Here is a 19,426-nt window from a genome sequence, read left to right as displayed (position 1 = left end):
GGCACAAAACCAATGTGGGAGCGGGCTTGCTCGCGAATGGCGGTGTTACTGAATCAACTCGGTACTGAGCACTTTTGAAGAACCACCGATCACGCTCTCGCTGAGCTGAACAAACGCCTGGGTATCGATTTCCCCCAGCCGCATCGCCCCGCGCAACACATCATCCAGCGAACGCTTGTTATGGGTTTTCAGGCGAATCTCGCGGTCCAGTTCCTGCAGCAACACCACTGCCCTGGCCACCTGCGCCGGGCTGATCTGCTCACCGCGCAGCGTGGTGACTTTCTGGCTGTCCCTGACCAGTTTGCCGTGCAGGTTCTCGTAGCGCTCATCGCTCATGCCGCCGGCCCGGCGCACCAGTTCGATGGCGTAATACTCGGCAAAGCCTTCGCCGATCCAGTCACTGCGCTGCGTACCGTTGATCCGCCCGAACACCTGGGCCAACTCACGGACCAAGGCACTGGTGCCGCTTTCGCTGACCAACGGCAGGTGGCTGTTGAGGTAGATCGACTCGTGCGCCGACCGGCTGCCGCGCCACATTGGATCATTGGCCCCGACGATCAGCAGTTTGCCAGGGTGTCGCGGATACAGCGCCTGCACTTGCGGCCAGACGAAGGTCAGCAGCGTCAGCACATCCATCCGGCGCATACCCTGCCCTAGCGGCGAGGCGACGGTGACTTCGGTCTCGCCCAGACGAGTGCGGCGGCTGCCAAGTTGGCCGGCGAGCATCCAGCCTGTGGGCCGGTCGAACAGTCGGGACGGGTTATCGATACGGAATTTGTTCTGGCCAATCCGTGGCCAGGCGGTTTCAACGCTTTTCCAGCCACCGGGCAGCTCGAATACAAGACGAGAAACCAGTTCGATGCCGTCCTGTTGATCGAGTCTGGCGGCGGGCACCAGATCGTCGCCACGCATCAACGCCCAGTTTGGCGTCATGCGCGTGTCGAAGCTGCCGTTCTTGCGCCCATGGCTGATATTCACGCGATAGGTCAGGCTGGCCTTGTCAGCAGACGGACGCCAGACACCACGCGCCGTTTTGCCGGGAGTCAGTTGCCATTGGCCGTCGGCCTTGAAATCGCTGTAGTGGCTGCCGTCGCCGAGGTCGAAATCCAGGCTGCGTACCGCCGAGCCCTGGGCGAGCGTCAGGCGGACTTCGGCCTGATCACTCTGCGGCAACAGGCGCACGTGATAATCCAGATCGACCTTGTTCGCGGCCCACACAGGCGAATTCACGGCCAGTAATCCAACGACCCACGCCTGCCGCCATCCCACAGCCATACACACTCCTGATGTGGCGAGCGAGCTTGCTCGCGCTGGGCCGCATAGCGGCCCCAAATCCTTGTTATCACTGGCGACTTTGTGAGTGCTACGCACTGTTACGCCAGCCTGGTCAAACGGGAGCAAGCTCCCTCGCCACAAAAAAAGCGATGAGCATTAACCCGCGCGGAAAATCAGATGATCTTCCCAATCGTCTTCCGGCACGCTGCCTTCGGCGAGCATGCGCCCGGACTGTGAGATCCGCTCGTGATGCACGGCATCGCGATCGCCGCACACCAGGTGATGCCACAACGGCAGGTCCTTGCCTTCGCTGACCAGGCGATAACCGCAGGTTGGCGGGAGCCATTTGAATTCGTCGGCCTTGCCCGGCGTAAGCTGGATGCAGTCCGGCACGGTGTCACGACGGTTAGGATAGTCCGTGCACTGGCAGGTTTTCAGGTCCAGCAATTTGCAGGCGATGCGCGTGTAATAGACGCTATTGTCGTCTTCGTCCTCAAGCTTTTGCAGGCAGCACAATCCACAGCCGTCGCACAGCGACTCCCATTCCTCCTGATCGAGTTGATCGAGGGTTTTGCGTATCCAGAACGGTTCTACTTTGGCGGCCATGGTTCGAGCATCGACATCAGGTGGTGAAAAGGCCGCCAGTCTAGTGCCCGAAGCCCCGCGGGCCAAGCATTGGCGACTGTCGGTAGAACGGGCTTGTCAGTTTTTGCGCTGCCAAGTAGCTTTGCCAATCGCAAGGAGCCCTGCCCGCGTGCCATTAACGCTCAACCGCGTTGCATTACGGTGAACCGCCACGGCTCTAGAGAAGCCTCAAGGCCCAGCTCAACTGCGCCTACAGGTTTCGGACGACCCTCACTTTCAAACGTAGCAAGGAATCTCTTGATGAGTGCTAACCCACGCGTTGCCGATTACGCCATTCACCCTCAGTTCACCGATCGCTGGTCGCCCCGCGCCTTCACTGGCGAAACGATTCCAGAGGAGACTCTGCTGAGCTTCTTCGAAGCCGCACGCTGGGCACCCTCGGCCTACAACTCGCAGCCTTGGCGTTTTCTTTACGCGCGTCGTGATACACCGAACTGGGAGCGCTACCTGGGCCTGCTGAACGAATTCAACCGCAGTTGGGCACAACATGCTTCGGCCCTGGTGATCGTGATTTCGAAAACCACCTTCGCCGTGCCTGGCGCGACTGAAGAAACCCCGGCCCTGTGGCACACCTTCGACACCGGTTCCGCCTGGGGCCACCTGGCCTTGCAAGCGAGCCTGAGCGGCTGGCACACCCACGGCATGGCCGGCTTCGATCAGGAACTGACCCGCAAGGAGCTGAACATTCCTGAAGGCTACGCCCTGCACGCCGCCGTCGCAGTGGGCAAGCTGGGGGACAAGGCGAGCCTGGCGGATTACCTGCAAGCCCGTGAAGAACCGAGCCCGCGCCGTCCGTTGAGCGAATTGGCGGCTGAAGGCGACTTCACCCTCTAAACCGCTGCACATACCAATGTGGGAGCGGGCTTGCTCGCGAATGCGGTGTATCAGTCACTAAATTGTCGACTGACACTCCGTATTCGCGAGCAAGCCCGCTCCCACACTTTTTGATCGCGGTGAATCAATACCCGCGATCGAAATCCACTTCTCCGCGCAACGCCTCTCCCGCCTGATACGCCCGCAGGTTCTCGACAAACAGCTTCACCATCATCGACGGCGAAGTCGGTGCCGAGCTATGGCCGGTCAGCAGCAAACCCCAGGCTGTCCAGAATGGATGACGCTGGGGCAATGGCTCCTGACGGCACACATCGATCACTGCGCCCGCCAGATGCCCTTCTTTCAAGGCGTCCACCAGATCCGCATCGACCACCGCGACACCGCGCCCGGCGTTGATGAACAACCCGGTCGGCTTGAATTGCTTGAACAGCGCCGCGTCGTAGATATCGTGGGTTTCCGGCGTGTTCGGCAGCAGATTGACCACGTAATCGACTTCACCGACCAGCCGCGGCAGATCCGCCAGTGAACCGACTTCGATAAACGGTGCCTGCTCCCGCGCGCTGCTGGCAACGCCATACAACTCGACGCCGAACGGCACGAGGAACTGCGCGACACTTTGACCGATGTCACCCGTGCCGACGATCAACACCTTACGCCCGGCCAGGCTCTGCCCCTGGCGGCTGTCCCATTTGCGCTCGACCTGGCTGACCAGCCGTGCCAGCACTTCACGTTCGTGACCGAGCATATACGTGAGCACGTACTCGGCCATGACCTGTCCGAAGATGCCGACGGCACGCGTCAGCCGATAGTGCCGCGGCAAACCGTCAGCCAGCAACGGCGTAATGCCGGCCCAGGTCGATTGCAGCCATTGCGGTTGATGGCCCTGGCGCAACAGGGTCGCCAGCAGATCAGGCTGGCCGAGCCACACCGGACAATCGGCGGCCTGACTGGCCAGTTCAGCGGAATCACCGCTGGTCAGTACCTCCAGATCCGGCGCCGCCTCGCGCAACAGTTGGGCGTACACGGGGTGGTCATGTTCAGCAATCAGGACGCGCATGCTTCAAACCTTTCAAAAACAGTGCAAACGGCCGCCGACAGAGCTGTGCTCCATCGAGGCTGCCATCGCTAAAATCAATCAGTGTTTCACAACCACTCTGAACAGAGCCTGTCTGCCGCTCACACCGGATCGTTGCGACGCAACAATTCTTCCGGCAAGTGCTCGATGTACTCGTCTTCGGCAGGCGGCATTTGCAGGTGATAACCCTGTTTTTCGAGGTTTTCCAGCACGACCGTGATGTCCTCGCGCGACAGCTTGCGCTCAGGGCTCAGTACCAGGTCAAACGCGTGGATGGCCTTGCCAAAGGCTGCCATCAGGGCATCCGGCACGCGCTCCAGAGCATCGCTCTTGAGCACATACAGGTACATTTCGTTTTTCTTCGAGCTGCGGTAGATGGAGCAAATACGTTTCAAGGCTGTTCTCCGGCGGTGGCCAGGCTGTCGAGCAGCGCCTGGCCCATCAATTCGCGGCGCCAGCCACGCAGCGAATCAGGCAATTGGTAGGGACCATTGGGGAAGCCGCTCTTGAGCAGCGCTTCCAGGGTTTTCTTGCGCAGCATCAGTTCCGGTGCAATGTTCAGGCGCTCGGCCTCGGCCTGGCCGATGGCTTTCAGCTGTTTGAGCAATGCCGCGGCATCCACCGGCAGCGGCTCCGGCACGGCTGGCGGCCATTGATCAGGCGACACACTGCCAGAGCGCTTGATCAGATCAAGCAGAAACTCGCCATCCTGACGCACGGTACGCGGGTGCATGTCTTCGATTTTCGCCAGGGCACCGAGGTTATCCGGTTGCGTACGCGCCAGCGGCCACAACGAATGCTCGCGGATAATCCGGTTGCGCGGCAGGTCACGGGCCCGGGCTTCCTTTTCGCGCCAGGCGCAGAGCTCACGCAATACCGCGAGTTGGGCACGGGACAGCTTCCAGGCCAGCTTGGCTTCGCGATAGACCTCGTACGGGTCGGTCTCGCGGCGCAGGTTGGCCACCAGCTCGGCGCCATCTTCCAGGACCCAGGCGTATTTATCGTCAGACAGCTTTGGACGCAGCTTTACGAAGACTTCAGCCAAATGCACGGCATCTTCGGCGGCATAGCTGATCTGGGTTTCGGATAGCGGACGTTGCAGCCAGTCGGAACGGGTTTCACCCTTGGGCAGGTCGATGCCGAGCACTTCCTGCACCAGCCGCGAATAGCCCATGGAAAAACCGAGGTTCAGGTAAGCGGCAGCCAGTTGCGTATCGAACAATGGAGCTGGCAGGCTACCGGTCAGGCGTAGCAGGACTTCGAGGTCTTCGCTACATGCGTGGACCACTTTGACCACGGCCGGGTTTTCCAGCAGCGCGGCGAATGGTTGCCAGTTGTCGATGCTCAGCGGGTCAATCAGGTAGGCGCGCTCGCCATCGCCGACCTGCAGCAGGCCCGCGATCGGATAGAAGGTGTCGACCCGCATGAATTCGGTGTCGAGGGCAACGAATGGCAATTGCTGCCACTCGGCACACAATCGTCCGAGGCTATCGTTGTCGCGAATCCAGTGAATATCGATGGCCACACGGCTCTCCCTTGAAGAATGGCGCGCAGTATATATCGCCCCCGGCGATTTCCGCGCATCCACTGAACAAGAGCATTAGCGAAAATTACTGCGTGGCATAAAGAATAGTCCGACAAAGTCGGACTAGCTGGTCTTACCCAGCACGTAGACCCGCATCCGCACGCAACCGGGCAAAAAGTCGTGATGGCTGAGCAAACGGAAACCCGCCTGCCTGAACTCGCTTTCTACTTCGGCCTTGCTCGGCAACGGCCGGGCAGGAACGCCCCCCACGCCCGGACGCGCGCCCTTGAAACGACTGTCCAGACGCACCGCGACAATCACCGTATCGCGACTGACCCGGTAAAACTCGCCAAGCATCGCCAGGCGGTGTTCTGAGTGGGTGAGGTGCTGAAACAGTTGCATGCAAAAAATGCAGTCAACCGCATTCTCCGACAAGCCAATCTTGAACGCGGAGCTTTGAAAGGTCTTGACCCGCTTCAACAAACTCTGCGGATGATGTGTACGGGCATGATCGAGGATGTCTTGAGACGGATCCGTCGCGAGGATCACCCGATTCGCATGTTCGGCCAGCACCGACCAGAAACGCCCCACACCACAGGCCACGTCGAGGATCAGACCGGGCTCGCCAGCGACGTTGAGCGCATTGCGCACCATACGCTCCTCACGCCAGAGCGTCAGACGCCCGGCCAGGCCCGGCGCTTGCGGCTGATGGCAGACGCGAGCGTGCTCCTGGTCGTAGCGCCGGGCAATCTCAAGCTCGATGGCGGATGGGGGCTGAGCGGACATGTGCATTGGCTCTTGATGAAAGTTCTACAGGCCGCAGGTCGGCGGCCGCCGCGTGAAACAAAATCGGAGCACTCAATCTTTGGCCAACGCGCCGTCGACCACTGGACCACGACATCCGGCAAACATGTCCAGATCCTGGTTGTAGACTTTGCTGTTGACCTCCAGCAACCCAAGCATCGAATGGAACAGGTTGTCCTGACTCAAGGGTTTTTCACGACTCTGTTGCAGGCAATGGGCATCTACCGCAAACGATTTTTTATAGCTGTCGGAGAACCAGGCAAACATGGCTACATGCTTTTGCTGCTCCGGGGCCAGCATGTAAGGCGTACCGTGGAGGAACAAGTTGTATTCACCCAGGGACTCACCGTGGTCCGACAGATAGAGCATCGCGGTATCCACTTTGTCCTGACTACCGCGCAACAGATCGATCAAGGTCGACAGCACATGGTCGGTATACACCAAGGTGTTGTCGTAGCCGTTGACGATACTTTCGCGACTGCAATTGTTCAGGGCGTTACTCTCGCAAACCGGGGTGAAGCGTTCGAATTCTTTCGGATAACGCTTGAAGTACTCAGGACCGTGGCTGCCCATCTGGTGCAGTACCAATACGGTGTCTTTGTCCAGGTTATCGATGAAATGTTGCAGTCCTTGCAGCAGGATTTCGTCGCGGCATTCACTGTTGGCACACAACACCGGGTCTTTCAGGTTGCTGACGTCCTGAACGGTGACGCGATCGCACGTACCTTTGCAGCCTGACTGGTTGTCACGCCAGATCACGTCAATACCCGCATGCTTGAGCACATCCAGCAGGCCTTCTTCATTCTTTGCCTTGCTGGCGTTGTAATCCTTGCGCCCCATATTGGAGAACATGCAAGGCACCGATACGGCGGTTTCAGTACCGCAGGAATGCACATCGGTGAAGGCGATCAGGCCATCTTCCTTGCTCAGTTTCGGAGTGGTGTCCCGGCTGTAGCCAAGGATGCCGAAGTTCTCTGCCCGGGCACTTTCACCCACGACAAGAACCGTCAGGGATTTGCGGCTGTGAGTTTGCCAGGCCGGATTGCGCACGGCATCTTCACCGATTTTGACAAAGGGTTGCTGTGCCGTTGCTACTTTCTCGCGCAAGAAACCAACCGAGGCACCAATATAGTTGCTTGGCACCACCATCAGGCGCAACTCGTGGTGATTGCGAAACAGCGAAGACAGGCCTTGATAGTTAACCAGTGCAACACCACCAATGACCGCTGCCGAGGCAAAAGTCACCAGAACTTTACTGAGTAGTTCACGGTGCCAACGGCGATAATCAATCGGAGTCTTCCACAACAGCCAAGACGGTAAAACGCCGAGCAGCGCGATATAAACAAACAACTTTGGCGACAGTAAGTCGCGCACTTCCGTAGCATTGGTCTCAGCGAAGTTACGCAACATGCCAGTGTCGATCAGAACACCATACTGGCTCATGAAATACGCCACACCCGCGCTGATCATGAACAGCAGGGTCAGGACCGGCTTCAGCACCGGCCGGAATGCCAGCAGGGTCAGCACAATATTGAAGGCCGCGAAGATCATCACCCCGAAGGCCACACGCATGACGATGCCTTTGCCGTCGGATGCGGTGATTTCGAACAGGTGTTGCCAGAGTACAAAATTGAAGCCAACTAACAAAAATACGCTGGCAATCAGTGTCACCCATTCGGGGCGCACGGCTTTAATCTTAAGCATGAGATTCGGCGGGTCCTGAAAATAAGTGCCTTCGGTAAATGTGAAAATTTCATTTACCGAGACAGCTCTAATTTTAGATAGCCAACCATCAATTTTTTGTGAAAAAGAAGCCAACAATTAGTTGGCTTATAAAACCTGCCTGAAACCTTCAGACTATTTGAGAATGGTTCAGCCCTGATTCAGATTCGACTCAAGCCTGGTGCAAATACCAGCGCCAGTCCTGCTCACCGACTTCCCCCATGAATTGGCGATATTCGGCGCGTTTCACCGCCAGGTAAACGCCGAGGAATTCACTGCCGAAGGCCTCCCTGGCCCAACTCGAACCTTCCAGCGATCGCAAGGTGGTCAGCCAGTCTGTCGGCAACAGTTTCGCGGCCTGGGCGTAGCCATTGCCTTCCACCGGCGCACCCGGGTCGAGTCGCTCGCGGATACCGCGATGAATGCCGGCCAGAATCGCCGCAGCCGCCAGATAAGGATTGGCATCCGCACCACAAATTCGATGCTCGATGTGCCGGGAATACGCCGGCCCGCCGGGTACGCGCAAACTCACGGTGCGATTGTCCACGCCCCAGGTGGCCGCCAGGGGTGCATAACTGTTGGCCTGGAATCGACGGTAGGAGTTGGCGTTGGGGCAGAACAGCAACAGCGAATCGAGCAAGGTACTGAGCATGCCTGCGACGGCCTGCTTGAGCAGGGGCGTTCCATCCGGGGCTTCACTGGCGAAGAGGTTGTTGCCGTCCTTGTCTGCCAGACTCACGTGCATGTGCATCCCGGTGCCGGCCAGGTCATCGAAAGGCTTGGCCATGAAGCAGGCTGTCATGCCGTGCTTGTGCGCCACCCCTTTGACCAGACGCTTGTAACGCACCGCTTCATCCATCGCCTGCAACGCGTTGGTGCGGTGTTCGAGGGTGATCTCCACTTGCCCCGGTGCGTACTCGGAAATTGCCGTGCGTGCCGGAATCCCCTGGAGCTTGCAGGCGCTGTAGAGATCGGCCAGGAACGGCTCGATCTGTTCAAGCTCGCGCAAACCATAGACCTGCGTTGCGCGCGGACGCCCGCCATCGACATCCCGTGCCGGTTGCGGCCGGCCATTGCTGTCGCGTTGCTGATCCAGCAGGTAGAACTCCAGTTCCGCCGCCATGACCGGGTAATAGCCGTCAGCCTGCAGACCTTCGATGACTTTCGCCAGCAAATGCCGAGGATCGGCAATGGTGGCGGGCATTCCTTCCGTCGGGTGCATGCTGACCTGCACGGCCGCGGTCGGTATCAGTCGCCAGGGCATGCGCGTGAGACTGCCGCTGATCGGGTAGGCCCGGCAGTCGATATCACCGACATCCCAGACCAGCCCGGAGTTTTCCACGTCATCGCCGTTGATGGTCAGACCGAGGATGGTGCTCGGCAATGGTCGCCCGCTTTCGTAAACCCCCAGCAACTCGTCACGATGCAGCAACTTGCCTCGCGGCACACCGTTGTTGTCGAGGATGAACAACTCGAACATTTCAATATCCGGGTTCTGCTCCAGAAAGGTCAGGGCTTCTTGCCTGGTGGCAAACGAGGTCGTGGCACAACTCATGGGAACTCTCTTTTTCCGTGTCAGGCGGGTACGCAAAAGCACCCGCGCTTTAATCCCGGCATCAACCGGAAATCTAGGGACAATCAGCGGAAAAAGCAGGAATCCGGCGGGCGCGCATGGCGGCAATGCCACAGCGCCCAGAAGGCCAGTTCAGAAGGTAGTGCAGAGAGGTTTGGCGCGGTGGCGGGCGTGAGTCGACGACCAAGGCTCGACGCACGTGCGTCGGTGGATGCCTTGAAGTGGATTGCGACTGGCCAACCGTCCATAGAGAGAACCGCAGAAAACAGATGACCGCAGCGTCACACGACGGGTTGAGTCGTTAAATCGGGATTTGAAGAACTTTGGATGTCGCCTGGCTAAACATTTGACTGTTCAGTGCAGCCCCCCCTGTGGGAGCGGTTTGTATTTAATTTCCAAATACCACGCCGGACTTTCTGATTTGCCGTCTCCATGCCTCACGCGTCTAATCGGAACCCTACTGTTCAAGGCCCGATCATGGAAAACACCCGAGCCACTTCCCGCCCTGCCCTCTGGTTCATGTTCAGCATTGTCCTGGTTGCCCTGAACCTGCGCCCATCCATGGCCGCTGTCGGACCTTTGCTCCCGGTGATTCGCGTCGACATCCCGCTAAGCTTCAGCCTGGCTTCACTGCTGACCATGTTACCGGTCATGGCCATGGGACTGGCGATGTTTGTCGGCCTGCGCGTCAGCCAGCAACTCGGCGATCAGCGCACGGTGGTGTTCTCGTTGCTGATCATCGGCGTGGCCACGGTTTCGCGGTTGTTCCTTGATTCAGCAGCGGAGTTGATCCTCAGCGCGGTGCTGGCAGGTATCGGGATCGCCCTGATCCAGGCCCTGATGCCAGCGTTGATCAAATCCCGATTCAGCGACCACGTTGCCCTGAGCATGGGGCTCTATGTCACGTCGATCATGGGTGGTGCCGCCATTGCTGCGTCCTTTTCACCGCTGGTGATGCAGGGCACCGGCAGCTGGCGCATGGGTCTGGCGATCTGGGCCGTTCTCGCCGTGCTGGCATTGCTGTTCTGGGGCACCCAACGAGCGGGGATGCCGACACTGGATTCAAAGACATCCAGCAACGTTTCATTCTTCGCCAATTCCCGCGCATGGTTACTCGCGATCTTCTTTGGCCTGGGCACTGCGTCCTACACCTGTGTTCTGGCCTGGTTGGCGCCGTACTACGTGGAAAAGGGCTGGAGCGAACAGCACGCCGGGTTGCTGCTCGGATTTCTGACCGCCATGGAAGTGCTGTCAGGTCTGCTGACCCCCGTCATCGCCAATCGCAACCGCGATCGCCGCATCGTGCTGATGGTATTGCTGACGCTCATCATCGCCGGCTTCAGCGGACTGATTCTGAGCCCGCAGCATTTGAGCCTGATTTGGCCATGCCTGCTGGGGCTGGGCATTGGCGGCCTGTTCCCTATGAGCCTGATTGTATCGCTGGATCACCTGGACAATCCCTTGCGCGCCGGTGGCCTGACCGCGTTCGTTCAAGGCATCGGCTACCTGATTGCCGGCCTGTCGCCGCTGCTGGCCGGGATAATCCGCGACCAGCTCGGCAGCTTCGAATGGGCCTGGTGGTCGCTGACGGCAGTCATGGTGCTGATGATGTTGATGGTCTTGCGCTTCAACCCAAGGCACTACACCCGACACATCCACTGACCCGGAGCCTGCCATGAAAACCACCGGTTTCGCCGTAGCTCACGCCAGCATGCTGCTTTGGGCCTTGTTGATCGCCGCGTCGTTTTCCGCCGCGGCGCAAGTCAGCCAGGCCATCGACCCGATCCTGCTGACCGGTTTGCGCCTGCTGTTTTGCGCCGTAGTATTTCTGCCGCTGTTGCTGCTTAAAGGCGACGCCGGCATGACCGCCCGCGGGCTGCTCGGTCATGCCGTGCTCGGCCTGCTGCTGGCGTTGTACTTCGGCTCGCTGTTCGAAGCCTTGCGCTACACCTCGGCCGTCAACACCGGGACGATGTTCACGCTGGTGCCGCTGATGACCCTGGCGTTCGAAGCCGTGCTGACACCTGACAGCCGCCTGAAACAACGGATTGTGCCCATGCTGCTCGCCGCTGCCGGGGCGGTCTTGCTGATCATGAAGGGCACCGGCCCCGGCGAGTTACCATCGCCGTACGCATTGACGGTGTACGGCATCGGATGCCTGGCGATGGCGCTCTACGCCCCCCTCAGCCAACGCCTGAAAGCCAATAGCCTCAAGGGGCGCGGGCCGGTGGCCATGACGTTCTGGAACATGCTGTTCGGTGCGCTGTTTCTGCTGGTGTTCTGTGGATTCAGTGGCGGTTGGCGCTCGGCATCATTACTGACGCTCAACGACTTCTATTGGCTGATGTACCTGGCCGTATTCGCCACGCTGGCAACGTTCTGGCTATTGCATCGGGCCATCGGCGTGATCGCGCCTTCCTCGGTGATTTCCTACATCTACCTGAGCACGCTGTTCATCACCTTGTTTCACTGGCTTTGGGGGCGCCAGATGCCTCTGCCGCTGGAGTTGGCCGGTGCGGTACTGGTAGGCATCGGCATGTTTGCACTGCTGATGTCCAGCCGCCGTGCAGTGTCGCTGGTAGTCCAGGGCTGACTCGGCCTGAACCGAAACCCCCTGCAAATCATTCTCAATGCGCCCTCGTTCCGCTAGGATCATTCGCTCACACTTGCGCACGGTCAGCGCAGGGGCGCAGCGAGACAGAACGGATGCTGAACAGTAATTCACTTAGAAAACTCGATATGCAGGACCTCATGGTGTTCGTCGCCGTGTATGAGCAAAACAGCGTCACTGGTGTATCCGAGACGCTTTGCATCAGCCAGTCCACGGTGAGTTACTGCCTGAAAAAACTGCGCACCAGTTTCGCGGACGAACTGTTCATCAATACCCGCACCGGCGGCATGCAGCCCACCTGCAAGGCCGGCACGATGTATCCTCACGCGCTGAAAATCCTGGAAAGCATCAACCTGTGTCACGCAGGTCCCCCCGCATTCAACCCTGGCCTGCAACCTGTGACATTCAACATCTGCGCACCGGAATACTTCGAACTGTTGATTCTGCCGCGCCTGTTGAAAACCTTTGACCTCGCCGATCTTCCGGTGATGGTCAATGTGTTAAAACTCGAAGCGGACATCCCGGCTGAAGCGTTGCGCGACGGTAGCCTCGACCTGGTGATGTGCTTCGGCCCGAACTTTCATCGCAGTCATGCCGACTTCACATCCCGGACGCTGCTCAAAGACGATCTGGTCTGTGTTTTCGATAAACGCGCCGCGCCGGCGGAACCACGCCTGAGTCTGCAAACCTATGTCGAGCGTCGACACGTGTTCCCGACACCCTGGACATCTGCCACTAACATGGTCGACGGCTGGCTCGCGCAACAGGCAAGACAGCGCCAGATTATCGCGCGCGCCAACAGCTACAGTGCAGCGCTGAAGCTGATCACCGGCACCGACTATGCCCTGACCCTGCCGCGCCGTATCCAGCAACTTCTGGCCAGCTCAGACACCTTCGATCACTGCGAAGCACCCGAAGGCTTGCCGGGTTTCACCCTCGATATGCAGTGGAGCCAAGGCGTTGATCAAGATAGCGCCAACGCCTGGCTACGAGAGCAAGTGATCCTGGCCTGCACCGAGCAGGAAACGGCCTGATACTCAGTTGTTGATGGCGGTCTTGCTGTAGGAATCGCGATCGATATCGAGAATCTCCACGCACAACTGGACTTCAACGCCGCCCGGCCACTCACACAGATCCTGCACCACCGCCAGCAGGCTTTCAGACAGCTGCTGCTTGATCTGTGCGGAACGACCACTCAACAGCGCCAGCTTCACATGCACGAACGCCCGCTCAGCCAATGCCGTACCGACTTTGAACGTCTCGACCTTGACCGCGCGGCTCTTGATGTCGAATTCGGCAGCAAACTGACCAGAAGCCACCAACGCATTGTTCAAACGCATCAATGCCACATCGGCATTCAGATCAGTCAGGTTGGCGGTGTATTCCATGTGCAGGTGAGGCATGAGTGGGTTCCTGATAGTGGATGAACAGGTGGTACATATAACACAGCGCCGCCGTGCTCATTCGGGCAGCGGCAAAATCGCACGCTCACTCATGAACGCTTCCAGGCGCGAGCGTAACCAGCGCTCGGCGGGGTCGGTATCGACATGACTGAGCCAAACCATAGACAGGTCCAGGGTGGGTGTCTTGATCGGAAAGGGTTCCTTGAACAGCATTCCCGATGCGGCCATCGCCTCGGCGGTGTAGTCCGGCAGGCTGGCAATCAAGTCCGTCCCGGCGAGCAGTGCCGGCAAAGAACTGTATTGCGGTACCGAGAGCACCACCTGGCGCGTGCGGCCGATTTCCGCCAGCCACTCGTCGGCGTAACCGCTGACATTGGCGGTATGGGACACCAGCACGTGCGGTCGCGCGCAATACTCATCGAGGGTCAGCGGTGTGTCGGAGGCATCGGCGCGCAAAATGCAGGGCTGGATGTGCCGCAGCAACTTGCGTTTGGCATTGGCCGGCAAGCCACGGGTCTGGCTGATACCCACCGTGATATCGCCGGACGCCAACAAGTCGGGAATCCGCCAGTAATCGACATGCTGCACTACAAACACCACATTGGGCGCTTCCTGGCGCAGGGTTCGCAGCAACGGCGGCAACAGGCCAAACTCGACATCGTCGGACAACCCGATGCGGAACGTCATTGTGCTGCTGGCCGGGTCAAAATCATGGGTCAGGCTCAAGGCCACGGACAAGGAGTCCAGCGCCGGCGACAAGTGCCTGATGATTTCCTCAGCCCGCGCTGTCGGCTCCATGCGATGACCAACGCGTATGAACAGCGGATCATTGAACATCGCACGCAAGCGGTTGAGCGCAGAGCTGATGGTCGGCTGACCGAGAAACAGCTTCTCCGCCACCCGAGTGACATTACGCTCAAGCATCAGCGTTTCGAATACCACCATCAGGTTGATATCCGCCTTGCGAAGTTCGTTGCGATTCATCCCTTGTCCCCCGATCCCCAGACTGGAAGGCAGTGTAGAAAGGCTCGGGGGCTAACGTCTACGTGCTTGCACGACAGACAATGCCGGTGCAGACGTTACGTTTGTTCAATTCAAAGTCAGCGCCTGTATTCCGATTGCCAGTTTGCGCGGGTCGTTACTCATACCAAGCTCTCCCGGACTGATGGCATTGGGGTATTTGAAAAAAATACGCAGTACGCCCTGATGTTCGATGAGCTGTTGCACGGCTGCGGGTAATTCGATGTTGATTCGGTTTGCTTCAGGCTTGACCAACCGGGTGGACAGTACACTCACATCATTGACGACAACCTCCAGCGACTGCTCTGTGTGCGTAGGTGCGAGCAACGCGCTGGTTTCCAGCAACAATGAATTCACCCTTGATGTTGGCCGCAAAACGATTTGCGACTCGGCGCCTTCGGACCAGGTTCCCCACGGTTCGTTGAGCGACCATCCCTTGGCCAAATAATCCACCGCCGGACTCTCTTTACTGAACACCACTCTCTCACCTTGCTTGAGCTCCGGAATCAGCTTCAATGCATCCGGCGCCAAGACGGGCGGGCAATCGTTACAGCGCTTCCATCCCGGCGCCAACACATTCAAACCGTCAATTCTGGCGAGCACATCAATATCACTCTTCAATGTCAGGGCAGCCTGGAGCAAGGAGCGGTTATCCAGCACGTACAGGGTATCTTGCGCGTAACTTCCCGAATCCAGCATCCGAACCGACTGTGCCTGCGCCGCCTCGACGGCCAGCGAACTGACTCGCCCAAGATAGACGGCATTTGTGGGCAGATGATGGGTATGCGCATAGTCGGCCAATGTCATCCACTGCTCCGATAAGTTCTGCGGGCGAATCCATCGCACGTACTGATAATGCTTTGCTGCTTGTTGCCAGAAAGGATCGGCCAGTGGCGTCTTCCACTTGGACGCCGGTGAAGTCATGAAAAAACCGCGCGAGACTGTCCATCCCGATCGCGTATCCGCCACCTGAATCACCAAAGCGATGCTCAACAGCAACATCGCCGTGCGCGGGGTATGCCCGCGAACCACCACATAAAGAGTGACAAAAATAACCATGTACATCACCGGCCAGATCATCCGCCCTGAGCCACGGAAGATGGTTGCGACGGCTACAACGGCGTCCGGCAGGGGAATCCGGAATTCGAATGACCCTACACCTACGTTATTGGATACGGCGAACATCGCCAGGCTGGCAAGCGCAATAAAAAGCAGCGGATATCGGCGAACCTTGGCGCCAAGGTCCCCCGCCCCTTGCAGCAATAGCACGAAAGCGCAGATGAGCAGGAAAATGACACCCAACCCCAGGAAGGCAAACCCATCACTGTCGCCCAACACACCTGGCATGTCCCGCAGGGTGTAGGACCAGGTACCCGGATCAAAGAGGGTCAGGACATTCGCCCGAAACAAGCCATATCCCATTAACGAAAGACCACCATCGCCAACACTGAAGTAACCCGCTTGCCAGCAACACAGACTGACCAGCAGGAACAGACCGATCAACTCGGTCAGCGCTTTGCCCAGCGTCAGGCGGCGCTGGAGGGCTTTGGCTGCGAGGTCCGCGATCCAGATCAATGCAACCATCGCCAGCAAATAAGCGTGCACCAGTGCTGTCGCACCAAGCAGCGTCCCCCATGCCAGACAGCGTTTTTGCGTAAATGGGCGCAGGGCCAGATAAAGCGCTGCCAATACGAGAAAATGTCCGGCCAGGGATAAATGCACTCCCATCCGGATAATCATCGCCGGGACGAACAAAAACAGCCCGGCACCGAGCAATTGCAACACCACATTGCGACTGACCAACCCCGTCAGCTTCCAGCCAAACCAGCTCTGCAGGATGAAGCACGTCAGAAACCAAAACCCGAAATACTGGAATGGTTCAGGAAGCAGAGCCGAAAACGGCTTGAAGATAAAAGCGAACAGAGGATTGGAATCCGAGAAAATTACCGCGTTGCTCAATTCCAACCCATACGACGGATTAAGCCCTAACGGAAATGTCCACGGTGAATGCCTGAAAAAAGCCCAGCCCAGGTAATGCGTGGCTGGGTCGCCCCCCTCCAACCAGGCAATATTCATCGGGTTCAATGCCCGCGGGCCGACCACGATGAAAAATGCAAGGATTCCCAAAAGGACGGGCAGCAGCGCAGTCACCCGGCGCGTTGTGGAAAGTTTCATCGGTACGTCCAGAAATTGTGCAAGACAAAAGTGAATGCCGGAATCGTTAGCGCCACCGCACCAATCCCCAGCAGATAATGCAACCCCGCCATCTGCGCGACCCAGGCGACAAACATCGCCAACAAAAAACCGCCCGCCGATACCAGCAGGAAACGCAGCAGTGTTCTGCCATGCAATCGGGCAGAAAAACTCCAGGTCGTGTTGATGACGTAGGACACCACCGTCGCCACGGCAAATGCCACACCGTTAGCCAGAGGCGGATGTGCGACGACGAAATTGATGAACAGCACCGCAACCAGCGCATGCAGGGCAGTAACGAACAATCCGGTTACAGCAAAGCGCAAACCGCGCTGGATCAACGCTGTTTTTTCGGCTGATGTCACGGCTTTCGCGCCAGCACGAATACACTCAAACCGGCCAGGCGGTTCATGCCCATCAATGGCAATTCAAGCTTACAGAGGGTCTTGAGCACAGTGTTCACCAGCGGATGATGGCGTTTAAGCTGCGAACGAGGCGCCAAACCCTTCCGTCCGAGGGGCAACAAGCGTAACGCAGCGGCAATCGGGAACACCGCACCGAAATAGTAGGCACCGCGTTGTACCGTCAAACCCGCGTTCCGGGCCAGAGTTTCAAATTGGGCCAGGGTGTAGCGACGCTTGTGTTCGAGAAAGTCGTCGTGGCCGCTCCAGAGAAACTGGAAGGCCGGCACCGTCATCAGGAAGCGACTGCCTGACGGCACTGTATCGACGTAAGCCTTGAGCAAACCGAGGTCGTCATCGACATGCTCCAGCACGTCCATCAAAAGTACCAGGTCGGCGTCGACGGTCTCGATGCCACGACGGTAATGCACCGGTTTACCGGCGGTGGTCGCACTGGAATCGGCGATGTAGCTGATATCGACGCACCAGGCCTCGCGCGCCTCGGTATGAGCCAACAGATGGTGGGTAAAAAAACCGGAACCGGCGCCCACGTCGAGAATCCGCTTGATTGGCGCGTCACCCAGCAGGCGGCGGGTCGCTGCCGCTTTCGAGCAGTAATACCAATGTTCACCGATGTTATCGCCGAGGATGGCGGTTTCCTTGAGATCCATGCTTTAGGCCTTGGGGTCGTAGACGCGGCGCACGAGAAAAACCGGCCGGCGTTTGGATTCGATGTAAGTGCGGCCCAAGTACTCACCGAGTACGCCGATGCCAATCAGTTGCAGGCCGCCAAGGAACGTCACGGCGACCATCAGCGAGGCGTAACCGGGCATGTCGACACCATGGATCAACGTGCGCAATACGATAAATATGGCAAAAGCGAAAGAGACGAGCGACACCAGCGCCCCTATATACGTCCACACTCGCAAAGGCTCAGTGCTGAAACTGGTGATACCTTCCAGCGCAAAGTTCCACAGCCGCCAACCGTTGAATTTACTCTGCCCCGCTACCCGCTCGGGACGCTTGTAATCAACCAGGGTGGTGCGAAACCCGACCCAGGCAAACAGGCCTTTCATGAAGCGCCGGGATTCGGGCAAGGTCAGCAAGGCATCGACTACACAGCGATCCATCAGGCGAAAATCCCCGACGTTTTCCGGCAGCGGCTGCTCAGCAATCTTGTTGTGCAGGCGATAGAACCAGTGGGCGGAAGTCTGTTTGGCCCACGTATCGCTACGACGGCTGATCCGGTGACCGAGTACCACTTCATAGCCCTCTCGCCAACGCTCGATCATCTGCAAAATGATCTCTGGCGGATCCTGCAGATCGGCGTCGATCGGCACAACGATCTGTCCGGTGGCGATCTGTAAACCGGCGGACAATGCCGCTTCTTTGCCGAAGTTGCGACTCAGGTCAACGATGCGCAGACGCGAATCGTGCTGCTGACGCTCAAGCAGACGTGCAAGCGTGGCGTCAGTGCTGCCGTCATTGATGAATACCAATTCAAGCTTTATCAATTCCTGCTGCCGGAAGACTTCATCAATGCGCAGGAGAAACGTGTCGAGACTGTCTTCCTCGTTAAAAACGGGGACAACCAGCGATAACGTCACCTGGGAGGCCAGTTGCGTTCCATGCTCAGTCAATGGAGTGCTCTTTTTATAGTGGTTTTCGGTTGCCGACAGATTTTGGACGCTATGAGCGACTCCGTATTAAGCAGTAGCTCCGAAGGTGTTGCAAGTGTGAAACGGCGCCGTTTTGGACAATCCAGAGGCTGATCCACCCGCTCTAACCCGCCGTCTCAGAACATCCGCCAACGACTGGAAACAAATGTCCGATAGCAAAAAAAACCTGCTCCGCTAGGCTTGCATCGATGCGTCACACAGGTTGTCGCACGATCTATCGCAGGGAGCGAACTGAATGTACTTCGAGATTTACAGGCAATTCAAAGGCACACCGAGCACCGGCAAAGGCCAATGGCGATGGAGGTTGCGGGCGGGGAACCATGAGACCATCGCCAGCGGCGAGTCTTATGTGAACAAAGCGGATTGTTTGCACGTGATCGAATTAATCAAGGGTGTACAAGGGGAGGCCCCGGTCAAGGAGATTTGATAGCTGCCGACAGTAATCGCAGAAACGAAAAAGCCCCGTAGCTTTTCAGCTACGGGGCTTTTTCCATGTAATGGCGGAGAGATAGGGATTCGAACCCTAGGTACCGGTGAAGGTACAACGGATTTCGAATCCGTCCCATTCGGCCACTCTGGCATCTCTCCAACGGCGCGCATCATAACAACACTTTCGCAGGAAGCGAACCCCCCAAGCGAAATATTTCTGTGCTTTCAGATGCTTGC

19 protein-coding genes and 1 tRNA gene are annotated in these 19,426 nt (G+C 58.2%); 5 read left to right on the top strand and 15 right to left on the bottom strand.

Features of this window, described 5'->3' with window-relative positions; translation table 11 throughout:
• Nucleotides 1–45: 45 nt before the first annotated feature.
• Nucleotides 46–1,275: a hypothetical protein gene (locus PMI28_RS19835; protein WP_007984796.1), complete on the bottom strand. Its 1,230-nt coding sequence runs from the start codon at nt 1,273–1,275 to the stop codon at nt 46–48.
• Nucleotides 1,276–1,431: 156 nt separating this feature from the next.
• Entirely contained in the window at nt 1,432–1,881 is a 450-nt protein-coding gene (locus tag PMI28_RS19840; RefSeq protein ID WP_007984794.1) for a YcgN family cysteine cluster protein, read from the bottom strand.
• A 279-nt stretch (nt 1,882–2,160) separates the two neighbouring features.
• Between PMI28_RS19840 and PMI28_RS19845 the strand changes: the two genes are divergently transcribed.
• Nucleotides 2,161–2,754: a nitroreductase family protein gene (locus tag PMI28_RS19845; protein WP_007984791.1), complete on the top strand. Its 594-nt coding sequence runs from the start codon at nt 2,161–2,163 to the stop codon at nt 2,752–2,754.
• A 124-nt stretch (nt 2,755–2,878) separates the two neighbouring features.
• On the opposite strand, the gene PMI28_RS19850 is transcribed toward PMI28_RS19845, so the two are convergent.
• The 6 genes from PMI28_RS19850 to PMI28_RS19875 form a co-directional block, all read right to left on the bottom strand.
• Nucleotides 2,879–3,811 carry a D-2-hydroxyacid dehydrogenase gene (locus PMI28_RS19850; protein WP_007984789.1) on the bottom strand — a complete coding sequence of 311 codons (933 nt, stop codon included), beginning with the start codon at nt 3,809–3,811 and terminating at the stop codon, nt 2,879–2,881.
• A 119-nt stretch (nt 3,812–3,930) separates the two neighbouring features.
• Nucleotides 3,931–4,224, bottom strand: a complete 294-nt coding sequence (locus PMI28_RS19855; RefSeq protein WP_007984787.1) for a YcgL domain-containing protein — start codon at nt 4,222–4,224, stop codon at nt 3,931–3,933.
• Entirely contained in the window at nt 4,221–5,354 is a 1,134-nt protein-coding gene (rnd, locus tag PMI28_RS19860; RefSeq protein ID WP_007984785.1) for a ribonuclease D, read from the bottom strand. The genes PMI28_RS19855 and rnd overlap by 4 nt, the downstream gene beginning before the upstream one ends.
• A 123-nt stretch (nt 5,355–5,477) precedes the next feature.
• Nucleotides 5,478–6,140, bottom strand: coding sequence for a class I SAM-dependent methyltransferase (locus PMI28_RS19865; protein WP_007984783.1), 663 nt, complete (start codon nt 6,138–6,140; stop codon nt 5,478–5,480).
• A 72-nt stretch (nt 6,141–6,212) separates the two neighbouring features.
• Entirely contained in the window at nt 6,213–7,862 is a 1,650-nt protein-coding gene (locus tag PMI28_RS19870) for a phosphoethanolamine transferase (protein ID WP_007984782.1), read from the bottom strand.
• 190 nt (nt 7,863–8,052) lie between these two features.
• Nucleotides 8,053–9,435, bottom strand: coding sequence for a glutamine synthetase family protein (locus PMI28_RS19875; protein ID WP_007984780.1), 1,383 nt, complete (start codon nt 9,433–9,435; stop codon nt 8,053–8,055).
• Between the two features lie 495 nt (nt 9,436–9,930).
• Here PMI28_RS19875 and PMI28_RS19880 point away from each other — a divergent pair, with 495 nt between their 5' ends.
• The 3 genes from PMI28_RS19880 to PMI28_RS19890 all read left to right on the top strand — a co-directional run bounded on the left by PMI28_RS19880 (nt 9,931) and on the right by PMI28_RS19890 (nt 13,098).
• A complete protein-coding gene (locus tag PMI28_RS19880) occupies nt 9,931–11,115 on the top strand; it encodes a cyanate transporter (protein ID WP_007984778.1) in 1,185 nt (394 codons plus the stop codon).
• A gap of 13 nt (nt 11,116–11,128) precedes the next feature.
• Nucleotides 11,129–12,046: a DMT family transporter gene (locus tag PMI28_RS19885; protein WP_007984776.1), complete on the top strand. Its 918-nt coding sequence runs from the start codon at nt 11,129–11,131 to the stop codon at nt 12,044–12,046.
• Nucleotides 12,047–12,159: 113 nt separating this feature from the next.
• Nucleotides 12,160–13,098 (top strand): LysR family transcriptional regulator, encoded by a 939-nt coding sequence (locus PMI28_RS19890; RefSeq protein ID WP_007984774.1) that lies wholly within the window; start codon nt 12,160–12,162, stop codon nt 13,096–13,098.
• A gap of 3 nt (nt 13,099–13,101) precedes the next feature.
• Here PMI28_RS19890 and PMI28_RS19895 read toward each other — a convergent pair whose 3' ends face one another.
• The 6 genes from PMI28_RS19895 to PMI28_RS19920 form a co-directional block, all read right to left on the bottom strand.
• The gene (locus PMI28_RS19895; protein ID WP_007984772.1) at nt 13,102–13,467 is read right to left on the bottom strand and encodes a 5-carboxymethyl-2-hydroxymuconate Delta-isomerase; all 366 of its coding nucleotides are present in this window, start codon (nt 13,465–13,467) and stop codon (nt 13,102–13,104) included.
• A 57-nt stretch (nt 13,468–13,524) separates the two neighbouring features.
• The gene (locus tag PMI28_RS19900; RefSeq protein ID WP_007984770.1) at nt 13,525–14,451 is read right to left on the bottom strand and encodes a LysR substrate-binding domain-containing protein; all 927 of its coding nucleotides are present in this window, start codon (nt 14,449–14,451) and stop codon (nt 13,525–13,527) included.
• A gap of 105 nt (nt 14,452–14,556) precedes the next feature.
• The gene (locus PMI28_RS19905; RefSeq protein ID WP_007984768.1) at nt 14,557–16,662 is read right to left on the bottom strand and encodes a DUF6311 domain-containing protein; all 2,106 of its coding nucleotides are present in this window, start codon (nt 16,660–16,662) and stop codon (nt 14,557–14,559) included.
• Nucleotides 16,659–17,045 carry a GtrA family protein gene (locus PMI28_RS19910; protein WP_007984766.1) on the bottom strand — a complete coding sequence of 129 codons (387 nt, stop codon included), beginning with the start codon at nt 17,043–17,045 and terminating at the stop codon, nt 16,659–16,661. Before PMI28_RS19910 ends, PMI28_RS19905 begins: the two co-directional genes overlap by 4 nt.
• Nucleotides 17,042–17,752 (bottom strand): class I SAM-dependent methyltransferase, encoded by a 711-nt coding sequence (locus PMI28_RS19915; RefSeq protein ID WP_007984764.1) that lies wholly within the window; start codon nt 17,750–17,752, stop codon nt 17,042–17,044. The genes PMI28_RS19910 and PMI28_RS19915 overlap by 4 nt, the downstream gene beginning before the upstream one ends.
• A gap of 3 nt (nt 17,753–17,755) precedes the next feature.
• Nucleotides 17,756–18,721: a glycosyltransferase family 2 protein gene (locus PMI28_RS19920; RefSeq protein WP_007984762.1), complete on the bottom strand. Its 966-nt coding sequence runs from the start codon at nt 18,719–18,721 to the stop codon at nt 17,756–17,758.
• 274 nt (nt 18,722–18,995) lie between these two features.
• Between PMI28_RS19920 and PMI28_RS19925 the strand changes: the two genes are divergently transcribed.
• On the top strand, nt 18,996–19,187 hold the full coding sequence (locus PMI28_RS19925; RefSeq protein ID WP_007984761.1) for a YegP family protein: 192 nt from the start codon (nt 18,996–18,998) through the stop codon (nt 19,185–19,187).
• A gap of 71 nt (nt 19,188–19,258) precedes the next feature.
• Here the strand turns inward: PMI28_RS19925 and PMI28_RS19930 are convergent.
• Nucleotides 19,259–19,348 (bottom strand) — tRNA-Ser (locus PMI28_RS19930).
• Nucleotides 19,349–19,426 lie beyond the last annotated feature (78 nt).

It is taken from the genome of Pseudomonas sp. GM48, from assembly GCF_000282335.1.
Lineage (GTDB): Bacteria > Pseudomonadota > Gammaproteobacteria > Pseudomonadales > Pseudomonadaceae > Aquipseudomonas.
This window is presented reverse-complemented; position numbering and strand designations above follow the sequence as displayed.

What these genes read in the sequence shown, in the direction of transcription:
- PMI28_RS19895 (WP_007984772.1), bottom strand. Translation starts at nt 13,467, where the DNA reads ATGCCTCACCTGCACATGGAATACACCGCCAACCTGACTGATCTGAAT.
- PMI28_RS19835 (WP_007984796.1), bottom strand. Translation starts at nt 1,275, where the DNA reads ATGGCTGTGGGATGGCGGCAGGCGTGGGTCGTTGGATTACTGGCCGTG.
- PMI28_RS19880 (WP_007984778.1), top strand. Translation starts at nt 9,931, where the DNA reads ATGGAAAACACCCGAGCCACTTCCCGCCCTGCCCTCTGGTTCATGTTC.
- PMI28_RS19925 (WP_007984761.1), top strand. Translation starts at nt 18,996, where the DNA reads ATGTACTTCGAGATTTACAGGCAATTCAAAGGCACACCGAGCACCGGC.
- PMI28_RS19890 (WP_007984774.1), top strand. Translation starts at nt 12,160, where the DNA reads ATGCTGAACAGTAATTCACTTAGAAAACTCGATATGCAGGACCTCATG.
- PMI28_RS19900 (WP_007984770.1), bottom strand. Translation starts at nt 14,451, where the DNA reads ATGAATCGCAACGAACTTCGCAAGGCGGATATCAACCTGATGGTGGTA.
- PMI28_RS19840 (WP_007984794.1), bottom strand. Translation starts at nt 1,881, where the DNA reads ATGGCCGCCAAAGTAGAACCGTTCTGGATACGCAAAACCCTCGATCAA.
- PMI28_RS19850 (WP_007984789.1), bottom strand. Translation starts at nt 3,811, where the DNA reads ATGCGCGTCCTGATTGCTGAACATGACCACCCCGTGTACGCCCAACTG.
- PMI28_RS19865 (WP_007984783.1), bottom strand. Translation starts at nt 6,140, where the DNA reads ATGTCCGCTCAGCCCCCATCCGCCATCGAGCTTGAGATTGCCCGGCGC.
- PMI28_RS19845 (WP_007984791.1), top strand. Translation starts at nt 2,161, where the DNA reads ATGAGTGCTAACCCACGCGTTGCCGATTACGCCATTCACCCTCAGTTC.
- PMI28_RS19885 (WP_007984776.1), top strand. Translation starts at nt 11,129, where the DNA reads ATGAAAACCACCGGTTTCGCCGTAGCTCACGCCAGCATGCTGCTTTGG.
- PMI28_RS19905 (WP_007984768.1), bottom strand. Translation starts at nt 16,662, where the DNA reads ATGAAACTTTCCACAACGCGCCGGGTGACTGCGCTGCTGCCCGTCCTT.
- PMI28_RS19915 (WP_007984764.1), bottom strand. Translation starts at nt 17,752, where the DNA reads ATGGATCTCAAGGAAACCGCCATCCTCGGCGATAACATCGGTGAACAT.
- PMI28_RS19870 (WP_007984782.1), bottom strand. Translation starts at nt 7,862, where the DNA reads ATGCTTAAGATTAAAGCCGTGCGCCCCGAATGGGTGACACTGATTGCC.
- PMI28_RS19875 (WP_007984780.1), bottom strand. Translation starts at nt 9,435, where the DNA reads ATGAGTTGTGCCACGACCTCGTTTGCCACCAGGCAAGAAGCCCTGACC.